The organism is Mucilaginibacter pocheonensis (assembly GCF_031456535.1).
GTDB classification, from domain to species: domain Bacteria; phylum Bacteroidota; class Bacteroidia; order Sphingobacteriales; family Sphingobacteriaceae; genus Mucilaginibacter; species Mucilaginibacter pocheonensis.
Genome location: NZ_JAVDUU010000004.1, coordinates 408429 through 425636, shown reverse-complemented (window position 1 = coordinate 425636; position 17208 = coordinate 408429). Strand labels below are relative to the sequence as shown.

The 17208-nt window shown below is 42.2% G+C and carries 11 protein-coding genes and 1 pseudogene; 9 read left to right on the top strand and 3 right to left on the bottom strand.

Annotated features, from left to right (window positions below):
* Positions 1-5: 5 nt before the first annotated feature.
* The 7 genes from J2W55_RS20025 (at position 6) to J2W55_RS19995 (ending at position 10367) form a co-directional block, all read left to right on the top strand.
* Positions 6-701, top strand: a complete 696-nt coding sequence (locus J2W55_RS20025; protein ID WP_310099960.1) for a sensor histidine kinase — start codon at positions 6-8, stop codon at positions 699-701.
* 218 nt (positions 702-919) lie between these two features.
* Positions 920-2269 (top strand): S41 family peptidase, encoded by a 1350-nt coding sequence (locus J2W55_RS20020; RefSeq protein WP_310099957.1) that lies wholly within the window; start codon positions 920-922, stop codon positions 2267-2269.
* A 76-nt stretch (positions 2270-2345) separates the two neighbouring features.
* Complete coding sequence (locus J2W55_RS20015) at positions 2346-2951, top strand: RNA polymerase sigma-70 factor (RefSeq protein ID WP_310099954.1); 606 nt, start codon at positions 2346-2348, stop codon at positions 2949-2951.
* Positions 2952-3324: 373 nt separating this feature from the next.
* The gene (locus J2W55_RS20010; RefSeq protein WP_310099951.1) at positions 3325-4353 is read left to right on the top strand and encodes a FecR family protein; all 1029 of its coding nucleotides are present in this window, start codon (positions 3325-3327) and stop codon (positions 4351-4353) included.
* 155 nt (positions 4354-4508) lie between these two features.
* The gene (locus J2W55_RS20005; protein ID WP_310099948.1) at positions 4509-7745 is read left to right on the top strand and encodes a TonB-dependent receptor domain-containing protein; all 3237 of its coding nucleotides are present in this window, start codon (positions 4509-4511) and stop codon (positions 7743-7745) included.
* Positions 7746-8151: 406 nt separating this feature from the next.
* On the top strand, positions 8152-9486 hold the full coding sequence (locus J2W55_RS20000; RefSeq protein WP_310099945.1) for a beta-helix domain-containing protein: 1335 nt from the start codon (positions 8152-8154) through the stop codon (positions 9484-9486).
* A gap of 83 nt (positions 9487-9569) precedes the next feature.
* The gene (locus J2W55_RS19995) at positions 9570-10367 is read left to right on the top strand and encodes a hypothetical protein (protein WP_310099942.1); all 798 of its coding nucleotides are present in this window, start codon (positions 9570-9572) and stop codon (positions 10365-10367) included.
* 414 nt (positions 10368-10781) lie between these two features.
* On the opposite strand, the gene J2W55_RS19990 is transcribed toward J2W55_RS19995, so the two are convergent.
* Positions 10782-10946: a helix-turn-helix domain-containing protein gene (locus tag J2W55_RS19990; protein ID WP_310099939.1), complete on the bottom strand. Its 165-nt coding sequence runs from the start codon at positions 10944-10946 to the stop codon at positions 10782-10784.
* Positions 10947-11259: 313 nt separating this feature from the next.
* On the opposite strand from J2W55_RS19990, the gene J2W55_RS19985 reads away from it, so the two are divergent.
* Positions 11260-12297, top strand: a complete 1038-nt coding sequence (locus J2W55_RS19985) for a hypothetical protein (RefSeq protein WP_310099936.1) — start codon at positions 11260-11262, stop codon at positions 12295-12297.
* A gap of 370 nt (positions 12298-12667) precedes the next feature.
* Here J2W55_RS19985 and J2W55_RS25825 read toward each other — a convergent pair.
* Positions 12668-13098: pseudogene (locus J2W55_RS25825) on the bottom strand (GNAT family N-acetyltransferase).
* Positions 13099-13160: 62 nt separating this feature from the next.
* Positions 13161-13517, bottom strand: coding sequence for a MarR family winged helix-turn-helix transcriptional regulator (locus J2W55_RS19975; RefSeq protein WP_310099931.1), 357 nt, complete (start codon positions 13515-13517; stop codon positions 13161-13163).
* A gap of 224 nt (positions 13518-13741) precedes the next feature.
* Between J2W55_RS19975 and J2W55_RS19970 the strand changes: the two genes are divergently transcribed.
* Entirely contained in the window at positions 13742-17143 is a 3402-nt protein-coding gene (locus tag J2W55_RS19970) for an ABC transporter permease (protein ID WP_310099928.1), read from the top strand.
* Positions 17144-17208 lie beyond the last annotated feature (65 nt).

The window sequence follows — 17208 nt, the reverse complement described above, 5'->3', positions numbered from 1 at the left end:
GCATATTGGCGCTCGGAGTAATCGGGATTGTCGTGGTCAGGAACATTTTGCTAAAAAAGAGCAGTGAGAAACAGCTGCGCGAACTCGCTGAAAATGAACTGCATATTCAGCGGCTGAAAACTAAAAAACAATTGACCGACCTGGAGATGATGGTACTCAGGACCCAGATGAACCCCCATTTTATCTTCAATTCGCTGAATTCCATCAATCGTTTTATTCTTCGAAACAACAAATCCCAGGCTTCCGGATATCTCACCAAGTTTTCCAGGCTCGTGCGAATGATCTTGCAAAATTCGCAAAATAAACTGATCACCCTCGAAGAGGAACTGGAATCACTCGAATTATATCTGAGCCTGGAGGCACTTCGCTTTGACGATCATTTTTCTTACAGGATTGTCATTCAGCAGGAACTTGATGTGGCGCTCTTAAAGGTGCCCCCTCTTATTATACAGCCCTACGCTGAAAATTCCGTATGGCATGGGTTAATGCACAGCGAAGAAAAGGGCCGGTTGGATATCGGAGTGTTCAGGGAAGCCAATTTTTTATATATCAGCATAAATGATAATGGTGTTGGACGGGAAAAGCGAATGCCTTGTCTGCCAAAGCTGATTCAAACCACAAACCGATGGGGCTTGGAATCACATCGCAGCGAATTGCCATGCTTCATGAATCCAATCCCACGGAACAACCGGTCACAATAAATGACCTTGTTGACGGACAGGGAGAGCCCTTCGGAACCGAGAACCGCTGCATAACTAAAAAAACTTTCTACATGATTGCAACTATTGATAATGCCTGAAAATTAATCATCTATTAACAATGGAAAAGTATATTTACCGGCAGACAAATATACTTCCATAGTATTATGCAGCCATTTTTTAACTTCTGCAAGCAAAGCCGCTATATTTTGATTTGCCTGATGTCTATATCAATTTTACAAAGTTCCTGTAAAAAAGACAAGCCTGCCCCTAACTATCCGCCCGGAAGTAATGAGAATGTAAACACCTGGACACTTGATAGCTTGAGACGTTATTACTACTGGAGCGATGGCTTGCCAGCCAATCCTGCCCTTGATCGCGCTCCGCAGGATTTTTTTTCTGCCATGCGAAATGCTAGTGATCGTTTTTCCTATATCCTGTTACCGGGTGATCCGTCTACAGTTAGTATCACCAACAGAAGTCAATACGGGTTTGATTATACCACTATCAAAGAAAAAAATACAGGTTTAGTTTTTGGAGTGGTTAAACTGGTTTTAAATGATTCACCCGCATCCCGGTCGGGGTTAAAACGGGGTGACTATATCAGCAAAATTAATGGCAAAGCCATAACCCAGGAAAATGCCGCGGCTTTACAACAGGAACTACTTTCAGGGACCCAGGTTACCATTACGCTGGCAGAGCTGAGCGGAAATGAATTAAAAGATACTGGCTCTGTGGGGTTAACAGCAGGGTTTACTTTTGAACAACCTGCTGTAAGCAGTATTATTGATAACGGCGGCTCCAAAACAGCCTATCTTTACATATATGATTTCAGTCCGGGGTTGGCCGCATCCCTCTACAATATTTTTATGGGGTTTAAAAATGCCGCTGTAACCGAGCTTATTCTTGACCTCCGCTATAACTCAGGGGGACAGGTTGCTGAAGCCGCGGGAGTTTGCGCCATGATAGCATCCGGAATGACCTACAATACCCCGTTTATTACCTATAAGGGGAATAAAAACGGGGGTACAAGGTCCGAGTCTTTAGGAGACGCAGCCTCTTTTGACCATACCTTAAATTTTAATGCACTCTTACAATCCAACCTGAACTTAAAACGAATATTTATTTTAGCAACAGGCGCGACTGCGTCGGCTTCGGAAGTAATGGTCAACAATTTAAAACCTTATATACAGGTAGTACTGATCGGTGAAAGAACGCGGGGTAAAGATGAAGCGTCCTTTAAAATCGCAGATGCCAGGGTTCCTAAACAAGTGGAATGGGAAATGCATCCAATTGTTTACAAGCTCTTTAACGCAGCTGGAAGTGGGGGCTACAGCGGCGGAATAGATCCCGATATTAAGATTGTAGAATTTGATAATCTTCCTCTGCAATCTTTTGGTACATGGGAAGACCCCCTGGTTAAGGCCGCGCTTGATAAAATTTCCGGTAAGAGTATCGTGCAGACAAGGCAACTGAAACCATCAGGCAAAGGAGGTTTTGCCGCCCAGGCAATACTTGCCGACTCGCGTGCAATACTTGCTTCTGCAAGCACTGTGATCACTCACCGGTGAACCAATAAAGCTTCTCTTATCCTTAACATTAACTTCAAATTACCCCCTTAACTTGCAGTGCTTAACATCCTGCAGTATGAAACATTTGGACAACTTATCTATTAAGGAGCTTTTAGGCCTTACCCAAACCGGGGATACCAATGCTTTCGGTGAAATTTACAAACTATACAGAAGAAAAGTATATAGTTTTGCCTACCGTTTCGTACGTTGTTCTGAGGAAGCCAATGAGCTGACCCAGGATGTATTTGTACGTTTATGGGAAAACCGGATGAAAATTGATCCGGACAAAAATTTTGAGGCATACCTGTTCAGTATGGTCCGCAGTAATTTTTTTGATGCATTAAAAAAACAGACCAGAATGTCTGTTTACCGGACGGCAAATGCCGAAGAACCTGCTTTTAATTCAACGGAAAGTTATATGGATTTTACAGAATGCCGCCAGATAGCCATGAATGCAATTGAAACACTTTCTCCGCAAGCAAAAGTGGCCTATTTATTAAGCAGGGAAGATGGTTGTTCGCATGAGGATATCTCCAGGCAGATGGGACTATCAAAAAATACGGTAAGCAATCACATTAAAAAATCCTTAACTCATATCCGGACCAGGATCAGGTACTTATCTCCGGATACAGTTCTGCCTTTTTTGTTATTGATGCTGATATCTTTTCCCGAAATCGGTTGACCGGTGTGGTTTATTTTCCTGATTACTGCTTGTATTTTGCCCGAAAGGGCAATTGTTGTTTTAAGCATTACAACACATCTCCCATGTTGTGGGTAGTTTGAGGCCCCCGGGTCATACTTACCCATTTTTAGTGTCCTTTGATATTTTACCGGAGGCCAGGAACACACCTTATCATCATAACAAATATGAATATCAGTAAATACATATTGGTTTGCTGTATCACTGTGTTCAATCTTTTAAAAATATAAATTATTGTGCTGATTATAAGATATTTAGCCTCAATTCAAAAATATATTACCTCCTTATATAGCTGTTAAGCCCTCCCCGGTCTTATTATACATATATAAGTTATTAAAATATTGAAAATCATAAAGTGAAACATAAAGAGGAAATCAGAAGATTGTTTAAAATGTACCTGGAGGGTAAAACTAATTCCCGTCAGAACGCCATTTTGTTTCACTACCTAAACAATAATAAAAACGCAGAACAGGAACTGTCCGATCTTATGAGCGAAACCTGGGAGCGGGAACCATTGATAAAGGATAATTCTGTTGAAGCAACTGAAGGATTGGAACAGTTATGGACAAAGATTTACCATAAGAAGCAAAAAACGCTTCGGCGATACCAATTGCTTAAATATGCAGCCTCGTTAATTATGGTGTGCTCGGCCGTGTTTGTATATGAAGCCAGCCGGAAAAAACAACCGGAAATTGAGAAAACGATAGCACTTATCAGTAAAACAACAGCACCCGGTGAAAAAGTGAAAATGCTGCTGCCGGACAGCTCTGTTGTTTACCTGGGCAGCCGGAGCAAGATTTCCTGGCCCGAAGGTTTTGAAAAAGGGAAAGTTCGAAACATCACTCTCGAGGGCGAGGCCTTTTTCGAGGTGAAACATGATGCCAACCGTCCTTTTGTTATCCTGTCAGGAAAGATAGAAACACAGGTTTTGGGCACTTCATTTAATATTTACGCATATCCGGAAGATAAAGTATTCACTGTAACGGTACGAACGGGTAAAGTAGGTGTAGCCGAAATAGCCCCCGGGGTACGCAAAACGCTTTCATTTTTAACACCGGGCATGAAGATAGCTTATAACAAGGGTAATGGCAAGTTCAGGATCAACGCCGGGCAGGTTAACGAGGCGGATAGCTGGACAAACAATCGTTTTGTGTTTCACGATGAAAATTTAGGCTCAATCCTTACAAAGCTTGAACGGTATTACAATGTTCATTTCGAAGTGAAATCCTCTGAACTAAGCGCATGCCGGTTCAATGCCACTTTTTCTGACATTAATATCAACGATGTTATGAAACAAATAAGCATTATGAGCAGTGGTCATATCAAGTACAAAATCAATGAAAACAAAACAAAAATAGTCTTATGGGGGGAGGCTTGTGAATAAAAATTTAACTGCGTGCTAAAACAAAGAAGGACACTGCATACCAAAACTTGCAAAAAAGAAATAGTAATTGATAATAAGAAACCGCCCTGCGCCAACAGAACGGTTTCAAAGAAATAGTTTTTTAACTCGTGAAAATTAAAAATCGAAGTAAACTTATGAATATAAGCTTTTACAAAAAAGTAAATAAGCATTTTTCCAGATTTAGCTGCAGGGCAATCCTGTGCATGTTCTTTTTATTTTGCCATGTTTCCGCCAATACTTTTGGCTCATCCTTTAATCAGGTAAGCGCTCCTGATAACATCAGCCTGAAGTTAATGGCGGTAAGTATCCCTGAAGGGCTTTCTGTATTGGAAAACAAGGCCCGTTGCGTTATAAATTATAACAAATCAATTTTTAATGAAAGCCGCCGCATCAATATCGACGTAAAAGATGTAACCCTTACCCAGGTATTAAAACAGATGCTGAGCGGCACTGGTGTGGGGTTCAGATTTGCAAATCAGCATACCGTGCTCTTGTATAAATTGCCTGCACCTGTAAAAACAGGTAAGATCAGTGGCAAAGTATTCGATGAAAAAGGGGAGACGCTTCCCGGGGCATCTGTCAGAATAATTGAAACCGGAAATGGCACGCAAACAAGTGTAGACGGCGAATATACATTAAGTGTACCCCCGGGTACATACACACTGGAAATCACTTATATTTCCTATCAAATAACACGCATCAGTGGGGTGGCGGTAACGGAGAATAAGAATACCCCATTAAACATTGCTTTAAAACCGGCCAGCTCAGCCCTAAAAGAAGTAGTTGTAACAGCCAGCTACCGCAAGGCGTCAGTTGAAGGACTGCTTATCCGGCAGAAAAATGCCTCTGAGATCAGTAACGGTATCAGTGCCGAACAACTTGCCCGTACACCAGATAAAAATATTGGCGAAAGCTTAAAAAGGATCAGCGGGGTAAGTACAATTGACAATAAGTTTGTATTGGTTAGGGGTATTGGTGAACGTTATAATACTGCCATGATGGATGGAACGATACTGCCAAGCACCGAAGCGCAGAGTCGTAACTTTTCTTTTGATATGATCCCCTCAAGTTTGGTGGATAACGTGGTTGTAAGTAAAACGGTTACCCCAGATATGAATGCCAGTTTTGGTGGCGGCCTCATCCAGGTTAATACTAAAGATATCCCGAATGAAAACTTTATGAGTTTTACAGCCGGCGCAGCATATAATGACCAAAGTACCGGTAAAGATTTTCTGAGCCACAAACGCGGAAAATATGATTACCTGGGTTTTGACGATGGCCGGAGAGATTATCCGGATAACCTGGTACATACCGACAGAACTACGGCTCCTAACATTGCGCTTTCTGATGCGGCATATCAAAAAAAGGTAACAGACCAAAGCCGCAGGTTTACAAATGATAACCTAACAATTTATAAATATAAAACAGCCCCTTCCCAAAACTATCAGTTTACCATTGGCCGTTTACTTACACTGGATACTACCAATAATAACAAGCTGGGGTTTACAGGAGCCATAAGCTATCGCAATACGCAAACCATCAATATTATTCATAACCAGAACAGGAGCGACTGGAACCTTAATGCACCTGATAACCAGGGAGCGGCCTATAATTTTAATACAACATGGGGCGCTTTGTTTAACACAGGACTGCAATTGGGGCAAAACCGCTTTAGTTTCCGTAATACTTACACTCACGTTTACGATAATTCATTGGTTAGGATAAGCGGTTTTACCACTGATGTAAGTACTTTTACTACGCCACCCAACCGGATCCAGGAAACTGATGATCCCACCTTTACTGATCTATTGCAAAATAAAATGAGCGGACAGCACCAGTTGGGAAAGGTAAAAATAGAATGGGATGTTGCCAGAACTTCGATAAAACGTAAAGAAAAGGATCTGGTTATTGCCGAAAGCGGTCCTCAATTAATAGGTAATAATTACGAGTATTTTTACAGGGCAACTATTAACAATACGCCTCAAATTTCACCCACATCCCGTCATAGTTATGAAAATAAGGAAAACCATTACTCCTGGAATCTGTCGGGCACCATGCCTTTTACCGTTGCAGGTATTCGCAGTAGTATAAAAACCGGGTATTTCGGCATTCATAAGAAGGCTGGATTTGACTGGCAGATCGCCGCTTTAACAGTGAGTGCTAAGATTCCTGATAGCTTGAAATACATCCCGGTAGGTCAAATGATTGCCCGGCAAAACATCGCTTATGATAAGTATTATTACGGCATATCTCCGTACTTTCTGGATAATTACGAAGGTAAAAGTCAAACACATGCCGGTTATGTCATGTTCGATAACCGGATTTCTGACAAACTCCGTTTAGTTTGGGGATTACGCGGCGAGTATTATAAATATGCCGAGATCAAAAACGGATCAAACATCAATGCTTCTGAATTTAAATTAAAACCCGACCCACGCTGGCAATGGCTGCCCTCGGCAAACCTTACTTATAGCCCGATACAAAGTTTAAATATACGGGCCGCTGTTTCCAGCAGTGTGGTACGGCCGGAGTTACTTGATAACAGTAGGTTTTTCAGGTACAGCCCTTACCTCGGTGGCCAGTTTGGTAATCAGGGGCTTTTCAGTACCCGTATCAACAGCTATGATCTTAAAACAGAATGGTTTCCCGGCCTGGGCGAAATTATTTCTATAGGAGGTTTTTATAAGCGCTTCGATAAACCTACGGAATTAACTATCGTTTTGGTGAACGGTAATTTAAATTATTATCTCAGAAGCGCTGATTGGGCAAAAGTATACGGGCTGGAATTTGAATTGCGTAAAAATTTTGGCTTTATAGCCGGCGAAGGTATTTTAAAGGACCTGACGGCTTATGGTAATTTAACCTTGCAAAAATCCTCAGTACAAAGTACCTATTCGATAACCAATCCCGAAGCCGGCAAACCAAACCTGGAGATCTCTACTAAACAGAAGCGGCCAATGTATGGGCAGTCTCCTTATCTTTTCAATGCCGGCCTGCAATATACCGGTAATCATCTGGGCTTTAACGCGACATATAACCGGTCTGGTTATAAAACCTACATTGTTAGTGATAGTCCGGTAGATATTGAATACGAAAGGCCCCGGGAGCAGTTGGATATACAGATCAGTTATAAGCTGCTGAAAAATAGGGTAGAGATTAAATTTAATGCAGGAAACATTACTAATAATGAATCTACCTTTTATCGTAACACCGGCAGTTATGAACAAAATCCTGATTATCGGGGTCCTGACCGGAGTATTGCGTTCCGCTTGAAATCTGGGTTTACCAATAAATACGAAAAAGGCGATCAGATCATGTTTCGGCAGAAATTTGGCCGGACCTACAGCACCTCACTTACCTATAATTTTTAATAACAGAATACATCATGAATGTAGCTATATAATGGTTAGACAATTAAAAAATGGAGGAAAAAATAAAATCCTGCTGTGCTATAAAAGTAAAACGAAGGGTGCTCAACAACCCTTCGTTTAAAAACCGACTAAGCTTGCTCGCTATCGGCACAACCAGGATAAACCTGAGAGTAATATAAAAAATCCTGAAGGATGCCTGTTACTAAGCCCAGGGCTTAGCCAGAAGATCGATACAGGTGAATTTTGTTCGTTTGTAAAGATAATAAAAAAAGTAGGTCTGAAAATAGCTTCCATCTAATCTTAAAAAGATGAGATGCTATTATCCTGAGTTACAAATAATTCCAAGTAAACCGAATAACCGGGGGTTAAAAAATATATCGCCTCCCTGAAAAACAAAAAAAACAAAATGAAAAAAATATCTTTAGTTACACTATGCCTGGCTGCAGGAATTTTAGTAACATCTTGTAAAAAAGAAGCCAATAATGACACTGCATTTGATAACCGCAGCACTTCAGCTGCTGATTACAGCGCTTCATCATTGCCGGTAACAACCGTTAGTGGCGACATTACAGCAAATACTACCTGGGATGCCAGCCATGTTTGGGAAATCAGTGGTGTGGTTACCGTAAGAAGCGGCGCTACCCTGACCATCAACGCCGGTACTTTCATCAAATCAACAGTAAATACTGCGGGTGTTCAAAATGGTGTGTTAGTAATTGCCAAAGGTGCTAAAATTAATGCTGTTGGTACAGCCACCAGTCCTATCGTATTTACCAGCCGTTATTTGTTAGATGGTAACGCAAGCACAGTCGGAAAACCTGGCGATTTTGGCGGTGTTATCATTTTAGGGAACGCTAAAATCAACGTAGGCGATAAATTAATTGAAGGTTTAGCTGATGATCCTAAATTTCACTATGGCGGTACAAATGACGCTGACAACAGCGGTACTTTAAAATATGCCCGTATTGAATATGCTGGTTATGTGTTAGCTCCAAATGTTGAAGTGAATTCATTAACCCTTGGCGGTGTAGGTAGCGGCACCGTTATCGATCATATACAGGCATCTCGCGGTCTTGATGACGGATTTGAATTTTTTGGTGGTAAAGTAAGCCCTAAATACCTGATTTCATTTGCAAATGACGACGATCAGTTTGATTTTGACAATGGCTTTACCGGTTCTATCCAATATGCCATCGCGGTAGCAGACGCTTATTCAACCCATAGCAGCAGCAGTGGTAGCAGCGATTCAAACGGTATTGAATCTGACAACAATGCACCGGCTGAAGACGCAACATTTAGCTTATTGCCTAAAACTCACCCAACATTAGCTAATTTCAGCGTAGTAGGTACTTCGGCAGCTACTTTAAGCCCGGCTATTACTGCGCCAGGATTTAAATATGGTTTCCGTAACCGTCGTGGTACTGAGGTTGCAATAAGCAATTCTTTATTTACTGGTTATCCTTCAGGTATCGTATTTGATGCTGACGCAAACGCTACGTTGTCAACATTAACTAATGTTTCTGTTCATGGCTTTACCGCTGCAACTGCAGTATTAGGTACAACCGGTTCATTTACATCTGTAGGTTTATTAACCTCAACCGCAGCTGCTGCTCCTACCTGGGGTATGAGCCAGCCTTTCTTTAACTCTGGTACACTAAACTTCCTGGCCAGCGGAACGAGAGGTGCTTTAACCTCAGGCTCTGGTAACTGGGTTGCCAGCTGGACTAAATTTACGTTCTAATATTTAGAATAGAATTCATTATAACCGGGGCATCATTTGATGTCCCGGTATCTTGATTTAATATTATATCTCAACGAAAATTCATGATAAAATTAAAATACTTATTCCTGATCTTCACGCTGTTTTTTTTGGCGTGTAAAAAAGAACAATTACTCAACCCAGATCAGCGTAAAACAATTAACCTTACGATCAAAGGTTATGTGACAACAACAGATACTTTGGAGTTTCTATTGAATAACAAAGTATTAGGGCAGGGCTTTGATACGAAATTTACATTCAATGGTACCCTTTTTAACGCTGGCGATAAGATCCAGATCCGAAAAAAAGCGGATAATAAAATAATTGGCAATATTGAAGTTGCCACAAGCCCTTTTAACCAGGTCAGAAAGGTATTTTATGATGGCACCACCTTGTCGAGCAATTTAGTGCTCACACCCGTTAAAAATCCGGAGAACATGGGTTTTCGATTAAGGTTTAGCACAACCGCTACGGATTTTTACGGCGGACCGGTGGATATTGAAATTTTTGAGCATACATTTGATTGGGATACATTTGGTGATACCTATGTCTCTGTAAAAAAAGTGAAAAACATAACCGGGGCGTTCGGGGAATTCGTCGAACTAAAACCGCTTGAAAGCACGGAAACCATTACTAAGAGCTATGTATTAAAAGTATATAAAGCCGGGACAAAAGAGTTGCCTTATACCAGCATGGATCATGTTTTTCTCGATGATCCGGATAATAATTACAGTAGTGACATAAGTTTTGATAAAGGAGAAAGCAAATTATTCTCTGTTTCGCCTACCAGCTATGCTGATGCTCCTCCCGGGGATGTATTTAGCGGTTATCAAATTGTGGATATCTCATTTGCTTTTAAATAATAAGTATTTCTGAACGCTTTACTGACTTGATCATTTATATACAAGTAGCAGGCTAAGGCTTGCTGCTTAAAAATTATTTTGTCCCGGGCTGCAGTCAATATCGTTAAATATTAACAAAACGGACTATAGGAAAGGATGCATTATTATATGTTAGCGAAAGACAAATTAAAACAAGAACATTCTTTGAAGGATTTTCCCAAGCATTGTTCATCAAACATTAATCCCTATTTGCTGATAACAGGTAGCCTTGCGGCGCTCGGCGGGTTAATTATATGTTTGCTGATTATTTGGTTGGGCTATATATGTATATAATAACGAGAAGTACCGGACTTCCCTCGCATGCAGGGAATTCCGCCGCTTAACGAAACGGCAAAATATCGATAGTGAGGTTCCGGCAGGATAGAACAAGGTATGTTAATTTAAACTTCGATACTCATTTGGGGTATGCCCAACCCGTTGTTTGAACAGACGGACAAAATGCTGCGGATATTTAAATCCGAGTTCATATGCAATCTCGCTGACAGTTTTGTCTTTGTCAAAGATCCTGTCTTTAGCAAAATCGATCAGAGTTCGGAACACCCGCAGTTGGTTATCTGATTACAAGAATTTTAAGTTAACAAAGTAACTCTATATTATTTTTTTATGGGATACCTGATGCCCGTCCCATTCCGGAAATAGTCAACTGCCTACCTGTCAAAGCATGGAAAATTTCCGGTCATATGTTAAATTGCACATATTTTTTACACTGATATTGTATAACAATATTTATTTATAGGATAGTAAATTTATATGATAATAAAACATAACCAATTTATTATATCAAGACTTTTTTTGCATCCCGTATAAAACCTAAAGAGTTCACACCTGATAAGATTAAAAAAGACCCAGTAAAATGAAAGCTAAATTCGCATCATTAATGCTGATCACTCTACTTATTGAAGGCATCAGCTGTAAAAAAAATGACCTTAACTCCGATGTTGAAACATATTCAAATGCCTCGCTGAAAGCGGCTAGCGCATCAGCTACGCGGTATGTTGTCTCGACAATTGCAGGTTCACCTTATCAAAGTGGACCGACACTCGTTGACGGCACGGGAACGAACGTGCGGTTTCTTTTCCCTAATGGTATTCAACTTTCAGATGATGGGAACATCTATATTGCAGATGGCAATGATGGTGTGATCAGAAAACTATTACCGGGAGGCCAGGTAACAACTATCAGATTACCCAAAGCTCCCGATGGAGAGGAAATGCTGGCCCCAGCTTATGTCGGTGTCGCGAAAGATGGAACAATAAATGTAATCACCGGCAATAATCTTAACAGCGACTATCCGGAGGCTTGGATCTTTGAGCCCGGTAAACCGGCATTTGTACATACAGACTTCTATGCTACCTACCGGACCTTAGCCAAGGATCCATATGAAGACGTTTTTTGGTTTACAGAAGGCTTCAGTGCGCTGAAATTCAAAAAGTCCAGCTCGGGTTTCTTAATAGGAACCGACCAGATTAGTTTTAATATCGACTCGATATTTTCCGACCCTAGCCCGCATTCATCATTTAGCGCAATCGCTATTGGAAATAATAAAGTTAAATACTTATCCGACGGACATTATTTATATAAGTATACACCGGGAGGGAAATCAGAACGGATTTTCGAGGAACTGGGTGTCGAAGGGTTTACTACCATAACCTGTATTGTAAGTAATAAAGACTGCCGGACGCTTTATATTGCTGATGCCGGTTATATCAGGCGAATTGACGACGGCAAATTGACAACTATTGCGGGGCCGAGTTCCGTACACGACAACCGGGACGGAACAGGCCGACAGGCAGATGTGCACGCCCGTTATCTAGCACTTTCGAAAGACGAAGGGAGCCTGTATTTTTCTGATAGTCAAGCCAAAGCTATCCGTAAGATACTTTTAAGATAAATTCGATATTCGTCTAGTTGAATGGAGGTTCCGGAGCCGTAAATCATTGTATTCCGGCCGTGATAATCAATAAACTGATTTGTCAACCTTGAAAAGTTGCCGCTATCTGTTTAGACAATCGGTAAGAGTAGTGGCGATAATCATCGTAAAATTTGTTAAAACGGTAAAGTTTGAAAGTGAGAAAGCGACACAAGCTGCCAAAAATAGCTTAAAACAACGGAAAAGTAAAAAGCATCCTTAAAGAAATAAAAATTCATAAATAAAAACTGCCTATGCAAAATAGGCAGCTTTTAAACACATTAATACAAAGATGAAATGATTTCTTCCAACCTAATAAATGAGTCAAGCACGCCAGAATGTCCATATTCATCTATAGCAGTAAATCATAACGTTGTTCCTTTAAGAGTTTTCCAAAGACCGTGGATGTTTTCTCCTCGGTCAGTTTAAAACCATGCCGCTTGTAAAGGGAAGCGGCCGAAACTAATTCATGCATTGTCCATAAGTAAGAAGACCGATAGCCGCGCTCCTTTAAAAAATTAATGTAAAGCTGCAGGAGTTTTTTCCCCCGGCCATTCCCCTGTATGCCGGCTCAAGGTAGAAGTACCGGAGCTGCGCGGCATCATTTTCACGGTGCATTAATAAAACGAAGCCCACTATTTGTCCATTGTGCTCGCCTATCCAAACCCTATCTTTTTCGGGATCATAGTTACTGTAAAATTCGTGCAAGCCCGACCCCACGTAAGTTTCAAAGGCAACTCCATAACTATATTCTTCGCCATACAGTTTACCATGCCTGTGCATGATATAACCCAAATCGCCGGGTCGAATAGTTGTCCTTATCGAAATATCTTCAATTTTCATGTTTATTTTTTGATGAGTAATTGTTTTACTTTAGCCAGTAATTGAATCAATTCTATTTGTTCACCCTTATCGAGGTGACCAATGATTTCGGCGGCAGCCTCCGAAGAACGCTGATCAAGTTGTAAAAAAGTTTTCTCTCCAGTTTCGGTAAGCGACAAAGAAAAAATCCGATTGTTCTCTTCCGATTTTATCCTGTTTATAATATCCTTCTTCACTAATTTGGCGATCAGCCGGCTTAAATAACCTTCATCCACTTTTAAGATCTCTTTGATCTGCCGGGCTGTAATATTGGGCTGATGATAAATTTCGTACATCGCCCGGACTTCAGTAAGAGAATATTCGCTTTCTAAAATGTCCATGTTTTAACAATGGAGCTGGCGAATGCGGAGCTCTTTAACAGACTTTCCCGGTTATCGGAGGTCATGAACGGCTAACGTTATCTTCATTTAAAAACGTACGCTGCCTGTGCGGTTTTATTACATGTGGAGATATAAGATTTTATATAATTTTTTATTTATCAGCCTGTTATTGATTTGGAATGGCGATTGAGCTAATTGAGCACTTGAATTCACATTCCTTTTATATGGCCTTTTATGATCTGGCATCCCTTGGAACCTTGTTTACCGGGCTGACGCTTGCTTTATTGCTGGCGGCCAAAAGCATTGACCGTAGCAGTAACTTATTCTTAGCCTCGGCGTTAGTTGCGGTCGTATTCAAGACAGGCGGACTTACGCCGGTCCTTTTGCCGGCCCTGGGGCCGCTTTTGTATTTTTATGTGCGGCAGCAAACCTGCTCCGGTCAACGGTTCAAACTAATAGATCTGCTGCATTTCTGCCTCGTGCTGCCGGGGGGGTGGATGCCGGCATGGCTGGTATTAATTTCGGCTATCGGCTACTTCTATTTGTCATATCGTTTGATCGGCGTTTTCTATGACCGGATACAGCCGGTACTGATGGACCGGCCCCGGCATGCTTTCCGTTGGCTGAAACAGTGGCTTTTCCTGCTGGCTGTGCTCTGCCTGCTCTGGTCATTTCACCCCATCTTCGGTTTTACCGTAGCCTTGGTATTGTTCGGGATGGCAGCCGGTGCAATACTGAAAACCCTTGGATCGGTCCAGCCGCAACCGGTAACGCCGGACATACCGGATGCCCGAAGTAAAAGCCGGAAACTTAAAGAAGCGGTAGCCGCCGGCCGGCTTTATGAAGATGCCGGCCTGACCCTGGCTACCCTGGCGGTGAAACTGGCGATGCATCCGCACGACTTGTCCCGTATCATCAACCTGGGGATGAAAAAGAATTTTAATGATTTTATCAATGAATTCCGGGTACGGGAAGTCTTCCGGAAAATGCAGGATAGCCACTATGACCACCTGACCCTGCTCGGCATCGCCTTTGAGTCCGGGTTCAATTCCCAAAGAACCTTCAACCGGGTTTTTAAAGAAATGACCGGAAAGACCCCTGTGGAATACAAAAACAACCTGAAAAAAGAATGGCCATTTGATAAATTGGCCACTTTGCCGCATAGGCGGCCGGTAATATTGCGTTCGGGGAGCCCGCCAAACCGGATCCCCGAAAAATTAAAACGCAATCGTATGTTCCGCAATTATTTTAAAATCGCATTCAGAAACCTCCGTCAGCAAAAGTTGTATTCCATCATCAATATCGCCGGTTTAAGTATTGGGCTGGCCTGCGCCATGCTGATCATGCTGTATGTTCAGGATGAAGTAAGCTACGACCGCTTTCATCAAAACGCCAGCCAGATCTACCGGATCGACAAGCAAACGACCAAAGATGATAACAGTGTCTCCAACGGCAGTTATACCGGTTATTTCCCCGGCCCGCGTTTTGCTGCAAAGATCCCGGAGATACAAAGCTTTGTCCGCTTTCAACCGGCGCAGACAGATATTAAAATCGGCACCGATGTCAATTCGCAGGGTGTATGTTTTGTCGATGCTAACTTTTTTTCGGTGTTTGGTTTTCCCTTACTCAGTGGTGACGCGCATTCCGTATTAACCCAGCCCAATTCCGCGGTAATTACCGAAGAAACGGCGAAAAAGTATTTTGGCCGTTCAAACGCCGTCGGCCAGATCATCTCCATCAAGGACGACAGTGTGTTCAGGCCCTGCATAATTACGGGAGTCGCTAAGAATTGTCCGCAAAATTCATCTATCAAATTCCAGGTGCTGCGACCGCTGCATATTTCCGCTGCGGCCGAAAATAATAATGCTAATTGGTTTAACTCTTTTCTCAGCACTTTTGTCGTGCTATCTCCCGGCGCGGATATTAAAGCTGTTCAGGATAAAATGAACCAGGTGTTTGTAGCGGATGCCGGTAAAGCCATTGGGGAAATAAAAAATAAATACCACGTAAAAAATATCGGTATATCCTATATACTGGAGCCGCTTACCGCTATCCATCTGGGCAAGATGGTGCCGGACGAAAACGAAATACTCCGCGATAAAAGTAACCCTGAATTTGCTTATATCCTTTCGGCTATTGCCTTTTTTGTGCTGCTGATCGCCTGCATCAATTTTGTTAACCTGACCATAGCGCGTTCGGTAAAACGGGCAAAGGAGATCGGCATCCGTAAAGTGATAGGCGGCACCGGGCAGCAATTACGGCTGCAATTTCTAAGTGAGTCTTTTCTGCTCTGTCTGATCGCTTTCACCGTCGCGATAGGGATCGTTATAACGATATTGCCGGTATTTGGCGGGTTAGCCAATAAAGTGCTGTCGCTTACTTATTTGCTTAATGCAAAACTGGTAAGCTGTTATATCGCGCTTTTTGTGCTGACCGGTTTACTTGCCGGGTTTTATCCCGCTATCATTTTGTCCGGTTACCAGCCGGTCAAAACGTTGTACAGTCGTTTTAACCCGGCCGGGAAAAGTTATTTACAAAAGGTCTTGGTCGTCTTTCAGTTCGCGCTGGCCTCTTTTTTAATCATCAGCGCGATCACCATTTTTTTACAGTTCAATTATCTGACCACACAAAGCCTGGGCTATGATGATCGTAATTTGATTACGGTTGACCAATTCCCTTTGACCCGAAGTGAAGCGGGTTTGATCAAAAGGAAATTGATGGAGAACCCCAATATTGTGGAAGTTGCTCCCAAAAATGGCGGTTATAATAACAATACGGTAAAAATAAATGGTGACCAGCAGGTTAACATCGCCGTTGAAACGATAGATGCTGATTATTTACCGCTCCTTCGTGTACCCGTCATTGCCGGCAGAAATTTTTCCGCTGCCTATCCGTCAGATCAGGTAAGATCAGCTTTGGTCAATGAGGCGTTTGTCAAAGAAGCCGGCTGGAAGCACCCCGTTGGGCAGCAAATCAATACCTTTGGTAACGAGACGTACACCGTTGTAGGCGTGGTTAAGGACTACCATTATCAGCCTTTGACTGAAAAAATAGGCCCGCAGTTTTTCATCATGAATCCGGCGAACAGCTTCGGTATGATGTACATTAAAATCAAGCCAGGTACGGAGACCGCGAGTATCCGGTTCATCGGCCGGGTATTTAAAGAATTGTTCCCGCTCAGTCCTTTCGTTTACAACTTTAAGCAGGACCAGAATAAGCAAAGTTATGCAGCTGAAGCCAGGTGGAAATCGATTATTTTATTCAGTGCCGTACTAACTATCTTTATTTCCTGTATCGGCTTGTTCGGCTTATCCGTACTGGCCGTTGAGAAACGGGTCAAGGAGATTGGCATACGCAAAGTGCTCGGAGCTTCAGCAGGCAGTGTGGTGACTATCCTGTCGGCGGATTTCTTAAAGCTGATCCTTATCGCACTCGCCATATCCGTTCCGTTTGCCTGGATCGTGGCCAGTCAGTGGCTGCAACATTACCCTTACCGAATTATGCTGAACTGGTGGCTGTTTGTATCCGGTAGTGTGTTGGTTATACTGATCGCTCTGATCACCATCAGTTTCCAATCCGTAAGGGCAGCGATTGCCAACCCGGCCAAAAGTCTGCGAACGGAGTAAGCTATTTCACTCTATCCCATTTTACTTGCCTGCTAAATACCCCGAAGAATTGAACTAAAGCAGCT